Origin of the sequence: Kosakonia sp. MUSA4, from assembly GCF_013085925.1 — a bacterium.
Taxonomy (GTDB): Bacteria; Pseudomonadota; Gammaproteobacteria; order Enterobacterales; family Enterobacteriaceae; genus Kosakonia; species Kosakonia sacchari_B.
Genome location: NZ_CP025697.1, coordinates 4634943 through 4650506 on the forward strand (window position 1 = coordinate 4634943; position 15564 = coordinate 4650506).

Sequence of the window (15564 nt, forward strand, 5' to 3'; positions counted from 1 at the left end):
CATGCTACACTCCCCTCCCTCTTTCGAGGTTCAAACCCATTACTGGGTAAGGATAAGTCAGGCTTGCAATAGGCACTCCAACAGCCTATGATTAACTCAATGACTTGAATTAACCACTTGATTTACAAAGCAAAACGGCGCACCCAGAAACGGTATGTCATCGTCAAAGTCCATCGGTGGCTCATTCTGCGGATTTCGTGGCGCTGACTGGCTCTGCTGAGGTTGCTGAGGCTGACCCCAGCCACTCTGCTGACCTGACGGCGCATTATTTCCACTGGTGTTGGTGCTGTTGCTACGGCTACCGCCCAGCATCTGCATCGTTCCGTTAACGCCCACAACGATTTCGGTTGTCCAGCGGTCAGTACCACTGTTATCCGTCCACTTGCGGGTGCGCAACTGACCTTCGATATAGACCTGTGAACCCTTACGCAGGTATTCACCGGCAACCTCAGCCAACTTGCCAAACAGCACGACACGATGCCATTCGGTATTTTCACGGTTTTCACCGCTCTGTTTATCACGCCATGATTCTGATGTGGCCAGACTTAAACCGGTCACAGCTTTACCATTTGGCGTATAGCGTACTTCGGGGTCCTGGCCTAAGTTGCCGACAAGAATGACTTTGTTGACGCCGCGTGCGGACATAATGATTTCCTCTTAAGAATGGGGTTGAGAGGAGCACATCCACCGGGATGTGTTCCGGTGGTGTGTCCGTGGCGCTTAGAATGAGTTCGGATCGTACTCTTTAGGAGCAGATGAACCGGATTCCGGCGTCTGGGAAGCATTAGGTGCTGTATAGACAACGTCCTGCCCTTTCTTGATAAACTCAACCTTAATCAGGCGAGCCTTCAGGGAAGGACGGCTTTCACCGGCATGATCACCCGACTGCAGGGTGAACACTTCAGCTTTAAGCCCACTGAGAACGAAACCGATTAACACCTTTTCCTCTTCATCCACCGCCTTCTGGCAGCGATTGATGAGTTTGGTGTTATCGGCGCCCGCGACAGTGACGTCGAAACGCTGGTAACTGGCATTATCTGTCGGACCGGTCAGGGCATTGATAACAGCGCAGGTGAACTCGCCATTACCACTCTGAACACGGCGGATCGAACTCAGATAGCCGATACCGTTAACGTTGAGGTTGAAATACTCTTTTTTCTGAGTACCAGAAGCAGAGCCGTTTGAAGCAGGGGTTTGAGTCGTAGTTGCAGTCATGATGGTTTCTCCGGAGTAAAACTGAACAGGTTGCGGAGAAACATCTGTCCCCTACGGGAAGTGTTTCCCGCAGGGAGGTCAGCAAGGTTTGCCGACTGGCTGAATTGGTGAAATGGACCTTAACCTGGTCATCAGGTCCCTGTTTGCAAAGGTTAACAGGTTTGAACCGCCCGAAAGCGCCATCTCTCAGGTTATGATGGCATTGGCATGTGATTACCCTAAGGCGTCCCTCTCAAATCACCGGAACATTGGCAGTTGTCGGAACGACAACGATTAGCCTCTTTATCATTCATTCAGATGTCATGGATGTCAACGCCGTCGCGTGCAAAAAATCATCAGTACACAAAAATAAAAAAGCGGCGCCCTGCGGCACCGCCTTCTGAGGTCTGCACCATCGACCTGAGGTTAACCTGCACATGGCAGTTGCTCCGCAGGCTGAAAGGGCCCGGCACGGGTTTCACGGAGTTTATGTGCCTTACCGCCTCCCGTTCAGGTGTGGACGGGGCCGGTCAGACTGTATTCAGGCAGCACATGCATTAGATGCTGCCTGAACCCGCAGTCACGGGGTGCGGCTTCAGAGCCGGGGTCACAATAACAGAGGCCACAACGCCCCGCAATCGGAGTCAGGGGATTAATTCTTCTTTGATTCAGGAGACTTAGATCTGCGCGGCCGTTTCTTTTTGCTGCTCCCGATGTTGATGACGCCTTTGCACGCCGGATAACGCTGGCAGCTCCAGAATTCCCCTTTCTCTCCCCTGCGCAGACGGGTCTTACCGCCGCAAAGTGGGCAGGCTGGTGAGGGCGGAATACGGATACGCACCTGCTGCTGTGCGCCCTGGCTGACCAGGTTTCGCGTCCAGCCGGCCTGCCGCTGCAGAAAGTTTTCCAGGGACATTCGACCGGCGGCGACCTCATCCAGCGCCTGTTCCCAGAGCGCCGTCATGCCCGGTTCGGTCAGCTGCGGCGGAAGGGCATCAATCACATCGGCACCCAGTTCGGTCGCCATTATTTTGCTGCCTTTACGCATAATAAAGTGACGGTTCAGCAGTTGTTCAACGATGCCGGCACGGGTGGCTTCAGTGCCCAGGCCCGCATTGTCTTTCAGCACCTTACGCAGCGCGATGTCGGTGACAAAAGCCGCAGCGTTCATCATGGCACCAATCAGGGTGGCAAAGGTATAGTGCGCCGGCGGACGGGTCATCAGCTGCGTGACCTCTGCACCTGTTACCGCGCAGCGGTCATTCTGCGCCAGCGGCGGCAGGGCAACGCCTGCTTCATCATCCTCCTGAACCTCATCGTCACCGGCTTTGTCAAACAGGACCTTCCAGCCCTTTATCACCTCCGTGCGCCCGGTGGTACGGAACAGTTGCCCGCCGATGTCGAACTGCAGCCGGGTAATGTCAGATTCATGCAGGGGGAGGAACTGAGCCAGATAGTTACGCCGGATAAGCAGATAGACGTTACGCTCGGTCTCCGTCAGCGCGGACAACTGAAACGCGTTGCGGGTCGGGATGATACCGTGGTGTGCCGTGATTTTTTTGTCGTTCCAGATGCGCGAGGTAAATGCTCTGTCGAGGCGTGCCAGTACCGGCGCACATTCCGGATCGGTGAGGCCGATGGCATCGAGCACACCGGCAATCTCCTCCCGCATGGATTCGGGCAGGTAACCGCAGTCTGTGCGGGGGTAGGTGGTGGCTTTGTGCTTTTCATACAGGCTCTGCGCGGTATCGAGCACCTGCTGCGGAGACATATCCCACAGCCTGCCACAGGCCTGCTGCAGGGACCCGAGCGAGAAAGCCAGCGGCGCAGCGGCTTTTTCGCGCTTTGTGTCGCATTCTGTCACCACGGCCTGACCTGTCTGCCGGCAGAGCTGCGCCACCTGCTGCGCGATGTTCTGGTGAATACAGCGCTTTTCCTCATCAGTATACACCTTCGCCGGCACCCATTGTGCCGGAAAGGTGAGCCCCCCGGCCGAAATGAACGCTTTAACCTGCCAGTAAGGCTTTGGCACGAAAGACGCGATTTCCCGGTCCCGGCGGACAACCAGCGCCAGGGTTGGAGTCTGCACGCGGCCGACCGAAATCACGCCGTCGAAGCCGGCCTCGGCGGCACGCAGGGTATAAAGGCGGGAGAGGTTCATCCCTATCAGCCAGTCGGCCCGGGCGCGCCCCAGTCCGGCGTGATACATTCCGAGTGTGGCCTGACCGGGGCGGAGGTCCTGCAGGGCTGCCCGGATGCTGAGTTCATCCAGCGCAGACAGCCAGAGCCGCTGTACCGGGCCTTCCCAGCGGCAGTAATCCAGCAGCTCGCGCGCAATGACCTCACCCTCACGGTCAGCATCAGTGGCAATGACCACGTCATCAACCTGACGCAGCAGCCGCTCGATGACTTTAAACTGATCCTGCGTCTCTTTTTTGACAACAACCTGCCAGGGTGCCGGCAGTATGGGCAGAGCAGAGAGCGACCAGGGTTTACCGTACTGCTGACCGTAGGCCTCCGGCGGGGCGGTTTCCAGCAGGTGACCCACTGCCCAGGTGACAGTGACGCCACCACCCGCCAGAAAGCCGTCACCACGTCGGGTGGCACCGAGAACCCCGGCAAGATCACGCCCCTGGGAAGGTTTTTCACAGATATAAAGCCGCATACCTGCCTCCTGCGACTCAGACTGCCTGATAACGCAGGCGCAGCAGGTTCACGCTCGCTTCATTCACCGGCGGTGAAAAGGCTGAGCGCTTTTCTCCGAGCAGAACGGCACGATCGGGCTCACCCGCCTCCTGACAGGCTTTCTGCCAGACTTCATTATTCTCAACCGCATCCAGACGGGTTGCGCCGGTTTTACGATATCGCAGCACGCATCCGTAAATTTCCCGCAGAAGGCGGCTGCCATCGCTGAGAAGATCATAGCGATGGGTACGGGAAATAACCCCATAGTGCGCTGCCTGAAGAACTCTTTTAGCAAACTGATCAAACCCCATCAGCAGGAACACGCAGCGATACCCCAGCGGAGTACCACTGAACACGGTCAGGTCCAGTGGTTCGGCAGCCTGGGCATCGCTGATGGTCACACCGGCCGGAATGAAGTTCATCTGCCTGTCCAGCGTTTCAATCAGCGTATTCATTTCTTTGCCGGCATACTCAATTTTTTCCTCCAGGGCCAGCATGGCCATATCTGCCCAGGGATCATTCTGAAGTGAGTCTTTGTTAATGAGGTTGGCACGGTAAAGGAACTGGGGCATTCCCATAATGGGTTGCTTTCCCTTTTTACCGTCCTCCCGCTTTTCAGCTTTTCTCCCTTCCCATAAACCGATCGCATAATTGGTATGGAGTTCAATATGAAGTTCGGACTGGAGCGCACCGGCCCGTTTTTGCTTTTCTGCCATCGTTGTCGTCACCTGTATTCAGTTAAGAAGAGCTGGCATAGTCCTGAATCACACGCATGACCAACAATGTGAAACTCATAACGCCAATTAAGAAATTAACATCTGGTTGTTTTTTTGATCTTGTTGCGCCCCGCAGTAAGCTCACTTTTTAACTACTTTGCAGCCCACAATGCCATTCACCTTTGAGCCACTGTTGCGCCTTGCAGTGTTGTTTATTTTTCAACCTTGCTGCGCCCCGCAGCAAGCTCACTTTTTAATCACTTTCGCAGCCCATAATGCCATTCACCTTTAAGCCACTGTTGCGCCTTGCAGTGTTGTTCATTTTTTAACCTTGCAGCGCCCCGCAGCAAGCTCACTTTTTAACCACTTTTGCAGCCCACAATGCCATTCACCTTTGAGCCACTGTTGCGTCTTGCAGTGCTGTTCATTTTTTAACCTTTCCGCGCCCCGCAGCAAGCTCACTTTTTAACCACTTCCGCAGCCCACAATGTCATTCACCTTTGAACCACTGTTGCGCCTTGCAGTGCTGTTCATTTTTTAACCTTGCTGCGCCCCGCAGCAAGCACACTTTTTAACCACTTTCGCAGCCCATAATGCCATTCACCTTTAAGCCACTGTTGCGCCTTGCAGTGTTGTTCATTTTTTTACCTTTCCGCGCCCGCAGTAAGCTCAAATTTTAACCGTCTGCTTATTTGGCAACACTCTGTCGAATGCTCGCGATCATCGCCTTGACCTCTTCCGCAGAAGGCCGGCTCGCAGGCTGAACAGGCAGGGTGGCTGCCGGTACAGCACGCATGCCGGTTGTCCGGGGATTGTTGCTGCCGGAACCGGCAGGTGCCGCGGCTTCCGGCAGATTCAGCTCTCCGCTGCGGGCACGACGCAGCATCGTGAACAGCCAGCCCACCGGGTTGTTGAGCCTGCCAAGCCGCAGTTGCTCGCGCAGCATGTCAGCCAGCGTTTTCGCTACCGTTTCAGGCAGTGAGGCCATCTGGGTTGTCAGCATCTGACGGTCCTCGCTGTTCAGCCCGTTCACAAAATCGTCAGGCAGAAAATGCGCTCCACCCGGTACGTACGTTTTTTTATTCACACTCTGTGTGAAAGAACGTACGTTACAGTCCGGATTTCGGACTCCGATGTAACTCGTTGATTTCAGACTGAGTCCTGATTCCGGACTCAGTGTTTTATCCGGTGACGGGGTACTGAGTCCGTTTTCCGGACTCAGTGAATCTGGATTGTTTTTTATGCTTTTCTGACTGAGTCCGGAATCCGGACTGCGGGGCAGGGACTGGCGATGACGGACCATCTGCTCAGGCGTGGACGGCACGCTCAGGCGACTTTCGATAAGGGCCAGGCGACTGTGACGGTGACGCATCCCCGGGTCCTGAAGGATGTCATTCACCACGGCCAGCGCGGTCATGCGAACCGCTTTATTACGGCTCAGGCAGCTCTCTTCAACAAGGGTCAGCCAGCCCGGGTCAAAGGTTTCAGCGTCACGGTAACCCAGCGGTTCATCATGCTGGGCGTAGATGTTGCCCCGGACGCGGCCACGGTCATCGCGTACCCGCTTACACAGGCTGAGCCAGCCGGTCAGGCGCAGCATCAGCAGAACGCGGCTCACCGTATCCCTGGAGGCTTTCTCTGAATGCGCGGAGGCAAGCTGAACCTGCAACTCATCGTAAGTCGGGAAGATGGCACCCTCATTCTGCTGCGCGTAAAGCCTTATCATCACCCAGGCGGTTTTATCCAGTGGTGACAGGCGCGTATCCAGGAACAGCCTGCGCGGAAACGCATCGTGGACGTTACCCATGAACAGCAGCCCGCTGCGCTCCTGGCTGACATCGCCGGTATCGGCGCGCCGCTCAAGATTCTGCTGCATTCTGGCGAGCGTGTGCGCCACAATACTGTCGGCCGGAATGGTCATTTTATGCTCTCCTCTTCAGCCTGAGACAGCACAGTGCCGGGATAAACCCGGCACTGTATGGTCATCAGCGGCAGTCCGTTACCTGCGTATTTCACGGTTGTAGGTCTCATGGTCCATCAGCCACCACTGCAGGCCGCCGTCTTTGCTGAGAATTCGCCAGAACGGCCCCACGTCTATCTTGAGGTAGCCATTCATCGCCAGCCGGCGGAACACCTTTTTTCCGCAGCATGCAGCATGAAACAGCTGCTGCGAACGGCGACGTACTGCCGGTGACACCTGCTGGCGGGGAGAAAAATCGCCCATTTCCATCACGCCTCCTTACGCACCTGAGGTTCAGCCTTGCGTGAGGCAGTATTTGCCTCACGACACCACTGGCAGACCCGGCTCCATACGGCCGTCAGGGAAAGACCCAGCTGTTCGGCTGCGAGCATCATCGCCTCCAGCGCCTGGTGGGAGTCAGGGGATGACAACCCGGCCGCTTTCCACTCGTCCCATAGCGCAGCGTCCTGTGGCTCTGTCAGGGCCTGAGTTCGCCCCTGACGGGACTCAATACCCATCAGACGGCGGCGTGCACTCACCTCCGAGGGGGACAGACCAAAGTATCGGTCAATCAGCTCCATCGATCCGCCGAGCTCCAGTGCGCGGTCAATCATCATGAAGCGCTTCTGCTCATTGCGGGCCTGATTCAGCATCAGCCAGAAGTTTTCATGATTCAGGGTGACATCGAGCACGGAAACGTGTGACTGGCTGAGGTAGTGCAGTTCATCAAGACTCAGATGGCTCAGCGCGCGGATTTCCTCAACCGACATACCCAGCGACTCACAACGGCGGATATTGCCGTTTTTGACGTCCATCAGCAGTGAGGACAGAATGGCCGTGGTGGCCTGAGAAAGATTATGCTGGCTCACAGGCCACCTCCTGATATCGCCTGGTCAGCGACAAGCAGAACATCGAAAAGCCAGCCCGACAGGCAGGCACACCATAAAAGAAAATCAGTCATGTGAATGTCCCCCTGCCGCAATCTGCCGGGTAGCCTGTGCGCCACTGAGGCCATGATGCAGGTCGGTATCACGACCGGTGAGAAAACCGGCCACCCGGGCCGCTCTGTCACCGCGACAGTGACCCGCCACCCGGACAGTCAGACCGGCCAGCGTATTACCTTCATGACGCAGAGACAGCCAGCGCTGCAGTACGGCGTTCTCTCCCTCTGAGGGCGCGAACGACTGCAGCACCTGCCAGACGCCGGATACCCAGCCTTCACGGAACTGGTCTGCCCGGCGACGGCGCGTGCGCAGAAGAATGCGGCGGGTACGATATCCGGCCATGTGGGCGTCAGTCGCTGCACGCAGCTGGCGCTGGAGAACGGTATAGATGTAGAGCGCCACCTCCGGCCGTTCGCTGAAACCATAAAAGTGCAGTGAACGGCGCACGCTTTCCACACCCTGTGTACTGACATGAATATGCCAGCCAAACCAGCATCGGCACCCCGTGGCGATACAGCCCCCTGTTGCCAGCGAGTTAAGCCAGGCCGGCACCTTTTCCGCATCACTGGTCAGGCTGAGGCAGACTGTTTCAGTGACGTCACTGAGGGAAAGCATGTCCGGCGTCAGGCCGTGACGTTGCATCAGGCGCTGAGCCAGTGCCACCGCGCGGGCGGCTTCATGAGGGTTGCTGTTGCGGGTGCCCAGCGCCATCAGACGCCGGATACGGGCGGTAATTTTTACGTTATCCGACATGGCGCATCCTCCTTCCGCCAGAAGCATGGTGACGGCCCTGCCGCTCTTTCACGTCCTGGCAGCCGGCACAGAGTTCCACGCCGGGAACCGCCCGCTGGCGGGCAACCGGAATATCTGCACCGCAGCATTCGCAGAACGCTTTTGACGGTTTTACAGAATGCACCTGTGCCCGGATGGCATCGATGCCGCGCTGGGTGAACAGGGCCGTACTGGCCTGCGCCATTTCATCGTTCAGGTCATCAGACATTGTCCCCTCCTTTTGCAGCCAGTCGCTGCAGCTCGCGCAGACGGCGGATAACGCGGATAAGACGCAGGGTCTTTACCACGGTGATATCGTCGAATACAGCTGTGTCAGCCGGTGACTGAGAACCGAAGAAATTCAGGCAGAACATGAACATGTTGAACTGTCTGTTGGGGAGCGAGCCGGACAGACCGGCAAGAAACAACGAGAATTCACTGCCGGTTTCAGAAACGGAAAAGCCAGCTGACTGAGGGTGTTTATCCTCACGCACATTATCCGCGCAGCCCATCGCCTCAGCGATTTCGAAGACAAGCCGGTAGGCCATATCCTGCAGGTGCTCAATATCATCCTGGAGTGCCGGGATGTGCCAGATATCGCTGACCGGCTCAAGGCCGGTTGCCGCGAAGGCAACTGAGTTCACGCCAGCAGAAGAGGATTCCTCCTGCTCACCGAATGCCGATACGAGCTCACTGTTCCCAAAATCAGGCAGAACAGTGCTCTCAGCACTGCCAGCAGAGATGCCACTCTCTCCGGTAATAACCGGACGTCCGCCAAACAGGTCATTCTGAACCTCACGACGCGGTTCACTGCCGGCAGTAACAAATGGGCTGTCCGGCAGAACGGCACTGTCAGGCAGTTCCGGTGCGGGTTCAGGCCGCCCCTGCGTGGTCAGCGTACCGCTGCGCAGGCCTGTGAGCGGCGTTTCAGATGCAGTATCCGGAGGCAGGACAGTAACCTGTTGCTCAGAAAATTGACGGCCTGCCGCTCTTTCCGGCGGTGGCGTCATAGCCGGCAGTGGCGGTGGATCACCAAACTGCTCACGGCGTTTCTGCTCACGGGGGTCCAGTTCAATCAGCCAGCGATCATAGTTCAGGCTTGAATGGGGCAGCGCCTTAACCAGTTGGCCGATGAACTCATCCCTGAAAACATCAAGAGCATAGCTGTCCGGTTCGTCAAAACACCGGCACGTTGCACCAAAGACATCATCAAGTGCGCAGTCAGGTTTGACGTCACTGCTGAACGATTTCCAGACTTTCATGGCTGAGGAGCGAAGGCTCAGGAGCGGTGTTACCTGACCGCGGCTCATACCACTTTCGAGAAGGTTTGGCATATAGGGATATAGATAATTAAGCGTATCCTCCATCCGGCTCACACTGGAATTATCAATGGGATAGCCTTCCTGGCCGAGCAGATCAGACAGCTCCCGGAGGGTCACAGACCGACCAAGTTGTTCTTCATAAATGACGCGTGCCTTATGAACGCCAAAGGCTTTCTCGATATAGGTCAGATCACCGCGTACCTCATTTTCTGCCAGGTGGCCGACGAGACATTTAAGCCGCCCTGGCCACGGTTTAAAAATGGTGTGAACCCGATAAAAACGCTCATCGCTGGTTTCCTGCCACAATTCGCAAAGGATCTGATACCGGGTATTGCCGCCGTCACTGAAGATATAGACGTCCTCACCGTCCGGATCGCGTGTCACTTTGGGAATGGAATCCAGTCCACGCGCACGCACGGAGGCTTTAATTTCTTCATAACGCGGATTGCGCCCTTTACGGGGGTTGTCAGGATTCGGGCGCAGCTGGTCGAGAGTGAGCACCATTGCCATCTCGCTGACCGGCAGTGGCACCTCCGGCGTCTCCGCGGTCTGAGACGGTGACTTACCCCGCTGCAGCATGGCTGCACCGAGATTAATGTGACGCACGTTGTTCACGTTGCTCATGCGTACCTCCCTGACCGATCAGCGATATCAGAAAAACGGGTGTGGCGCCCTTCATACCGCAGGCGGATCGTCCCTGTTGGACCTTGCCGCTGTTTGCTGATGATGATTTCAGCAACACCTTTATCCTCGGTATTTTCGTGATAAACCTCATCACGATAGATAAAGACAATAACGTCAGCATCCTGCTCAAGTGACCCCGAATCACGTAAGTCACCGTTATTGGGGCGTTTATCAGCACGGCTTTCCAGTTGGCGGTTCAGCTGTGACAGCGCCACTACCGGACACCCCATCTCTTTGGCCAGCGCTTTAAGGGAACGTGAGATTTCAGCAATCTCCTGAGTGCGGTTTTCCTGATCCGGGCAGCGCATCAGTTGCAGGTAATCAAGCCCGATGATCGAGGGATGACCATAGCGGCGGGCATTACGCCGTGCACGGATACGCAGTAATGAGGGGGTAAGGTAGCTGGTATCATCGATAATAAGACTGTCGTTCAGATCACCCATCAGCAATGCTGCCGCGTTTGAGGTACGAGCCCAGTCCTCGTCGTCCATGAGGCCGCTCTTTAGATGCGTGAGGTCAACGCTGCCAAGCGAAGCGAGCATACGCATCAGGATCTGATCGGTTGGCTGCTCCATGCTATAAAGCTGCCCCTTTGAACCCACTTTTTTCTGAAGTGAGTTGAGTAAAAGGCTTATCAGCAAAGCCGTTTTACCCATTGAGGGGCGTGCCGCGATAAGAACCAGGTCGCCCGCCTGGAGACCGCTGGTCATGGCATCAAACTCGTCAAATCCGGTAGGGGTCCCGGTGATACCGTCAGGCACATTACAGCGCCGCTCCAGCTCTGGCAGCAATTTTTCCATACCATCAATCAGTGTGACACCCTGTTCCGGTTCACCACGCTCTGCCAGTCGGGTAATTTTCTGCTCGGCAGCCTCCATCACCCTTTCGATATCGGTTCCGGGCGCCCTGACGGATTCTGTTATCTCCGCGCCAATAGCAGCCAGCTGCCGCGCCCGGCTGTTTCTGGCCACAATGTCAGAGTAAGCGGCAATATTGGCCGCACTCGGGGTATTTTTACTGAGCTCAGCCAGGTAGGCGAAACCACCCAGTTGTTCAAGGGCATCTTTACCACCGCGACTTTCAATACTTTCGGCAAGGGTAATCAGGTCAAGTGGCTTTCCGGCCGCAACCAGACGGGTCATTTCCTGAAAAATAACCTTATGAACTTTTTGAAAGAAATCATCAGCATTAAGACGGAGAGCGACTTCATCCCAGCGCTCGTTATCCAGCATCAGACCACCGATAACGGACTGCTCCGCATCAGGCGAATAAAGACCCGGGATATTTCTGCGGTTGTCAGACATACGCACCTCCACTGAGGGAAGGCATTACCGCAGGGCGCTTCATTACACTTGCCTCACACGATAACTCTCGTCTTTTCAGAGAACTGACATTAACGCAAACATACGTAAAGGGTGCCAGACGAACAGCTGCCGGGAGTACACTCCCCGAGACTGTCTGCACATTTTCAGGCCGGTAAGTTTGGCGACCCCGGAATGAAGGTGCGGACAGCATATTCATATCAACATTTTTGAAGGAGAATCTATGAATACACATGCACACCTGCCGTCCAGCGGCGCACATGCTCAACTGCCGTCCGGCATTGATTTGGTTTATAACGATGACGTTTTTGACAATCTGAGCAAACGTTTCTGGGAAGAAGCGAAGAAAGCCCCGAAAGAAGAACGTCAGATGGTCTATCGTCTGTTGTGGTTGGGGGAGTGGCTCAGCAAAAGCAACCAGTGGAAACAGCAATTCCGAAAATGCTCGCCGAAAGATGCCCTGCATTATGCAGTAATCCGTCGCCATCACCTGCTTCCTGCAGATGTGTCCAAAATGTCCTGGGCCGAACTGTCCCTTGCTCTTACAGATGACTGGACTGACTTCGCCGGTCTGAAGCAATTGCAAACCCGCATCGAGAGAAAACTCGACTGGCTGGATACGCCTTTTCGCTTTGAGGCTGCGTGATTGTTTGCCTGCTGGCAGCTCATGCTGCCAGCATGTCAAAACTGATTCAGGGGTTGGTTTAACGTCAGACATTATTCCCCCTCACCAGCGTTTGCTAATGCATCAAACTTCTCTTTCCATTCAGGGAAAAGTTCACAGGCGAGTTTGTGCATAGAATCAAACGCAGAATCACTTTTACGGCTGGTTTTCTTCTCAAGGCGGTGCACGGGCTGACCGGCCGCATGCCCCTGCTTGTAAACATCCAGATCATAAATGCGTGTCTGGAGCATATCGATGAAGATCTTATTCGCATGCTGGCTGTAATCACCGCTCAGTATGATGCTCTCAGCTTGTTCAACCGTAGTTTTGGCAAGCAGCGTATAATCCATGCAGTTCACCAGCATACGTATGCGTGGAAGACTGATACCAAAAGCCATGTACGGGAGCAGCTCTTCCATCAGAGCAACGGTGCCGCGCATAAATTCACGTACATCAGGCAGCACCGGCTTGACCATTCCAATCATTTCACCGGTAGCTGCAAGAATAATCAGTTCCGACATCACCGAGCGTGAACCCTGTGAATCAATCAGGATGACGTCATACTGGCTGAAGACCGGGTTTGATAAGGCATTGCGGAGACGCACGCGTCCGTCAGCAACATTGAGCATATAGGTAGGTAAAAGGTTGCGGGGATCATTGGAGACGATGACGTCAAGATTATCGATCTCGGTGCGCGAAATAATGTTTTCGGTCTTTGAGAGGTCTACGGTCTGCATGAGCAGTTCATAGAGGCCACATGGTGCTTCGTATGCTAAGGGATAGATACTGCTGGCAGTAGGCTGGGCGTGGTCGCCGTCAATAATGAGGGTTTTTATGCCTGCATCGGCGAGAAAACCGCCGAGATTAGCGGCCTGGGTTGATTTCCCCTCGCCACCTTTGGTAGAAACTACGGGAACAACTTTCGTTTTTGAATGCATTTCGTCACCTGAATAACATTATTCAGATGAGAACGATTGCTCACTTCACTGCTTTCCAAAAACACGGGGATTGAAAATCCCCGTGTCCTTGGTTCGATTCCGAGTCCGGGCACCACTATTTAAAGAACCCAGCCTATGGCTGGGTTTTTGCTTTTCTGTTTCCGGACTCTCCATCGAACTTCGTTCGATTATTCGCCGCAGGCGGCTCACCCCTTCGGGGCCAGCGCGACAAGCGCGCTGTTCAACGCCTGACGGCGTTAGTCCGGGTCCGGGCACCACTATTTAAAGAACCCGCCCAAAAGGCGGGTTTTTGCTTTTCTGTTTCCGGACTCTCTATCGAACCAATGCTTCCTGGACCACCGGAAGTGTGATGCCCGGCGCCGGGTTTTATGCAGCAACGAAAGCAGCATTGCTTGCAATAATGCGTACACTTGCCGTGGAATGAGGTAATAGCTTTTAGATCAGGACCATGTGATGAAATCATTTTTATGACATGGTCGCTGGCAATCGCGGTGATTTCTCCACAGGAGCGCGACCTTCTCTACGGCTGAATCAGTCTCACCGCGGCCTCTGCGCACGAGCGAGATAACCATCCATTGCGGATTTTCTGTTTCCAGAAGTGAATGAGTCACTTAAGCGGAATACTTACAACAGTAAGCTAAAACCCGCTTTTAAACTGTAGTCACAAAACCTGACTTAAAACATTTCCCGGAAAAGCATCCGAATTACCGTGGAAGAAAGAATTGACTTCTGTTGTTGATGTTCTGGCGTTGGCAAAATCTTTGTATTTAATAATCGCGTTATTGTTGAACCCCGATCTGAATTCACTTGCCCAGGTATTAAGGTACTCGGTAGAAGGAAAAACGTTATCAAATTGTCCGCCGGTCGGATCAATGGCAATTTTGATACCCTCCTCAGGGCAAGCGACAACCACATAGTGTGTTTTAGGAACCGTATCGTTTTTGTTAAACCAGATATACATCGCTCTGGTAAAGTGCGGAATGTTTTGATAGTTCAGCATCTTTTCTACTCGTTGTGCGCAGTCAAAACATTTCTCTCGCGGGGAGAGCATCATCGACTGAATTTCATCATCGTTACTCATATAATTATCGATATCTTCAGGCGTTGATAACCCTGCTCCCCCTCTCAGCCCCGTATAGGGTGCCAACATCCAGGCCTGTTTTCCGCTAAAAAAATCCTCCCTCCCATTAATTATCCGGCTTTCTGCCAGGGTGGTTTTCTTTAGCGTGGCAATATGCGCTCCGCTATCCCGATCTTTAACATGGAATTCAGCCGGATTTTCAGGATTAAATTGCCCCACGACCTTGTTTTGATGTCCATCATTAGATAAAAAAACAACAACATCATAGCCAGAGGGTAATTGTTCTCCATTTTTGTATACCGAATTTTTTATCGGGTCGTTCTTTTCAGGAACGTCAGGATACGCGTCTGCTGCCGTGCGGGGGAGTGATTGATTCGCCTGAGTATTTTGAAAATAACTATTCGCATGATCAGAGAGTTGTACAGCAGTAAAATCAGCGGAAATTTTCATAGCGTATTCCTGATATTTAACAGATAAAGGGTCTGATTACGTCTTCCCAAAATATAAAGCTGTATCAGAAAGTGATTTCCCCCCCTTCCCTGGATGGTTAACGACATGACACTACTCCTCCGACTGCCAGTCGACTTCATTTTTTAACGTCTGGCGTAGTCGGGACAGCCGGGATCGCACAGTGCCGACAGGAATCATTAATTCGTCCGCGACTTCCTGATAACTAATATCGTGATCGACAATCAACTGAAGGATCTGCTGGTAATCCGGCGGCATCCTGGCAATATGCCTTAATACCTTGTGCAACGTATCTTTATATTCCGTAATATCATCAGGAAGATCGTTTTGTGTTAACACATTGTCGTTCAGTTCATCATGTAAATAACTTACCTTGAGCGACTTATAGTGATTTTTTACCAAATTAAGGGCAATACCAAACATCCAGGTTTCAGGCTTTGATAATCCTCTGAATCTATGACAATTGCAGAGGACTTCCAGCCATGTTGACTGTACTAAATCTTCCACATCAGACGTATTCGCTACCCGCTTGTGAATAAAATTATAAAGCCGCTTCTCATTTTCACGCATCAGAATCTCCCAATAGGCAGGATTTAAATTTCCTTCTAATGCTGCAGGTTCAAAACAAAAAATTGCTGACATAATCGCATCCTCATTATTAGCAAGCGAATCTTTCATAGCAAAAGACATGCCACGCCAAGAAATGAGTCAACGTCTTATTTTCATTAAAAAAAGCAAATACCCATAAAATATTAATGAGAATAAACAAGCACACCTGGGCGCTTATTTTTACG

At 53.6% G+C, this 15564-nt stretch carries 15 protein-coding genes; 1 reads left to right on the forward strand and 14 read right to left on the reverse strand.

From position 1 onward, the window contains the following. Window positions 1–96: 96 nt before the first annotated feature. The 11 genes from C0557_RS21940 to dnaB-PI form a co-directional block, all read right to left on the reverse strand. Window positions 97–645 (reverse strand): single-stranded DNA-binding protein, encoded by a 549-nt coding sequence (locus C0557_RS21940; protein ID WP_208661049.1) that lies wholly within the window; start codon window positions 643–645, stop codon window positions 97–99. Between the two features lie 75 nt (window positions 646–720). Then, window positions 721–1215: an STY4534 family ICE replication protein gene (locus C0557_RS21945; protein WP_059011811.1), complete on the reverse strand. Its 495-nt coding sequence runs from the start codon at window positions 1213–1215 to the stop codon at window positions 721–723. Between the two features lie 631 nt (window positions 1216–1846). Beyond that, window positions 1847–3859, reverse strand: coding sequence for a DNA topoisomerase III (locus tag C0557_RS21950; protein WP_208661050.1), 2013 nt, complete (start codon window positions 3857–3859; stop codon window positions 1847–1849). Window positions 3860–3875: 16 nt separating this feature from the next. Next, on the reverse strand, window positions 3876–4595 hold the full coding sequence (locus tag C0557_RS21955; protein ID WP_208661058.1) for a PFL_4669 family integrating conjugative element protein: 720 nt from the start codon (window positions 4593–4595) through the stop codon (window positions 3876–3878). Window positions 4596–5283: 688 nt separating this feature from the next. Next, window positions 5284–6516, reverse strand: coding sequence for an STY4528 family pathogenicity island replication protein (locus C0557_RS21960; RefSeq protein ID WP_208661059.1), 1233 nt, complete (start codon window positions 6514–6516; stop codon window positions 5284–5286). A gap of 78 nt (window positions 6517–6594) precedes the next feature. Next, window positions 6595–6825 carry a hypothetical protein gene (locus tag C0557_RS21965; RefSeq protein ID WP_208661061.1) on the reverse strand — a complete coding sequence of 77 codons (231 nt, stop codon included), beginning with the start codon at window positions 6823–6825 and terminating at the stop codon, window positions 6595–6597. Then, window positions 6825–7424: a DUF2857 domain-containing protein gene (locus tag C0557_RS21970; RefSeq protein ID WP_208661063.1), complete on the reverse strand. Its 600-nt coding sequence runs from the start codon at window positions 7422–7424 to the stop codon at window positions 6825–6827. The genes C0557_RS21965 and C0557_RS21970 overlap by 1 nt, the downstream gene beginning before the upstream one ends. Before the next feature lie 84 nt (window positions 7425–7508). Continuing rightward, window positions 7509–8252, reverse strand: a complete 744-nt coding sequence (locus C0557_RS21975) for a DUF2786 domain-containing protein (protein ID WP_208661066.1) — start codon at window positions 8250–8252, stop codon at window positions 7509–7511. Next, window positions 8242–8499 carry a TraR/DksA C4-type zinc finger protein gene (locus C0557_RS21980; protein WP_208661068.1) on the reverse strand — a complete coding sequence of 86 codons (258 nt, stop codon included), beginning with the start codon at window positions 8497–8499 and terminating at the stop codon, window positions 8242–8244. Before C0557_RS21980 ends, C0557_RS21975 begins: the two co-directional genes overlap by 11 nt. After that, entirely contained in the window at window positions 8492–10207 is a 1716-nt protein-coding gene (locus tag C0557_RS21985) for a ParB family protein (protein ID WP_208663092.1), read from the reverse strand. Before C0557_RS21985 ends, C0557_RS21980 begins: the two co-directional genes overlap by 8 nt. A 5-nt stretch (window positions 10208–10212) precedes the next feature. Further along, window positions 10213–11580: an SPI-7-type island replicative DNA helicase gene (gene dnaB-PI, locus C0557_RS21990; RefSeq protein ID WP_208661070.1), complete on the reverse strand. Its 1368-nt coding sequence runs from the start codon at window positions 11578–11580 to the stop codon at window positions 10213–10215. 241 nt (window positions 11581–11821) lie between these two features. Between dnaB-PI and C0557_RS21995 the strand changes: the two genes are divergently transcribed. After that, the gene (locus tag C0557_RS21995; protein ID WP_208661072.1) at window positions 11822–12244 is read left to right on the forward strand and encodes a hypothetical protein; all 423 of its coding nucleotides are present in this window, start codon (window positions 11822–11824) and stop codon (window positions 12242–12244) included. A gap of 71 nt (window positions 12245–12315) precedes the next feature. On the opposite strand, the gene C0557_RS22000 is transcribed toward C0557_RS21995, so the two are convergent. The 3 genes from C0557_RS22000 to C0557_RS22010 form a co-directional block, all read right to left on the reverse strand. Beyond that, window positions 12316–13200, reverse strand: coding sequence for a ParA family protein (locus tag C0557_RS22000; protein WP_208661074.1), 885 nt, complete (start codon window positions 13198–13200; stop codon window positions 12316–12318). Between the two features lie 682 nt (window positions 13201–13882). Then, window positions 13883–14752, reverse strand: coding sequence for a hypothetical protein (locus tag C0557_RS22005; protein WP_208661076.1), 870 nt, complete (start codon window positions 14750–14752; stop codon window positions 13883–13885). Between the two features lie 111 nt (window positions 14753–14863). Next, window positions 14864–15448, reverse strand: a complete 585-nt coding sequence (locus C0557_RS22010) for an RNA polymerase sigma factor (RefSeq protein ID WP_208661078.1) — start codon at window positions 15446–15448, stop codon at window positions 14864–14866. Window positions 15449–15564 lie beyond the last annotated feature (116 nt).

Bases quoted from the DNA above. Each gene is read 5' to 3' on its own strand.
- C0557_RS21940 (WP_208661049.1), bottom strand. From the start codon at position 645: ATGTCCGCACGCGGCGTCAACAAAGTCATTCTTGTCGGCAACTTAGGC.
- C0557_RS21945 (WP_059011811.1), bottom strand. From the start codon at position 1,215: ATGACTGCAACTACGACTCAAACCCCTGCTTCAAACGGCTCTGCTTCT.
- C0557_RS21950 (WP_208661050.1), bottom strand. From the start codon at position 3,859: ATGCGGCTTTATATCTGTGAAAAACCTTCCCAGGGGCGTGATCTTGCC.
- C0557_RS21955 (WP_208661058.1), bottom strand. From the start codon at position 4,595: ATGGCAGAAAAGCAAAAACGGGCCGGTGCGCTCCAGTCCGAACTTCAT.
- C0557_RS21960 (WP_208661059.1), bottom strand. From the start codon at position 6,516: ATGACCATTCCGGCCGACAGTATTGTGGCGCACACGCTCGCCAGAATG.
- C0557_RS21965 (WP_208661061.1), bottom strand. From the start codon at position 6,825: ATGGAAATGGGCGATTTTTCTCCCCGCCAGCAGGTGTCACCGGCAGTA.
- C0557_RS21975 (WP_208661066.1), bottom strand. From the start codon at position 8,252: ATGTCGGATAACGTAAAAATTACCGCCCGTATCCGGCGTCTGATGGCG.
- C0557_RS21980 (WP_208661068.1), bottom strand. From the start codon at position 8,499: ATGTCTGATGACCTGAACGATGAAATGGCGCAGGCCAGTACGGCCCTG.
- dnaB-PI (WP_208661070.1), bottom strand. From the start codon at position 11,580: ATGTCTGACAACCGCAGAAATATCCCGGGTCTTTATTCGCCTGATGCG.
- C0557_RS21995 (WP_208661072.1), top strand. From the start codon at position 11,822: ATGAATACACATGCACACCTGCCGTCCAGCGGCGCACATGCTCAACTG.
- C0557_RS22000 (WP_208661074.1), bottom strand. From the start codon at position 13,200: ATGCATTCAAAAACGAAAGTTGTTCCCGTAGTTTCTACCAAAGGTGGC.
- C0557_RS22005 (WP_208661076.1), bottom strand. From the start codon at position 14,752: ATGAAAATTTCCGCTGATTTTACTGCTGTACAACTCTCTGATCATGCG.
- C0557_RS22010 (WP_208661078.1), bottom strand. From the start codon at position 15,448: ATGAAAGATTCGCTTGCTAATAATGAGGATGCGATTATGTCAGCAATT.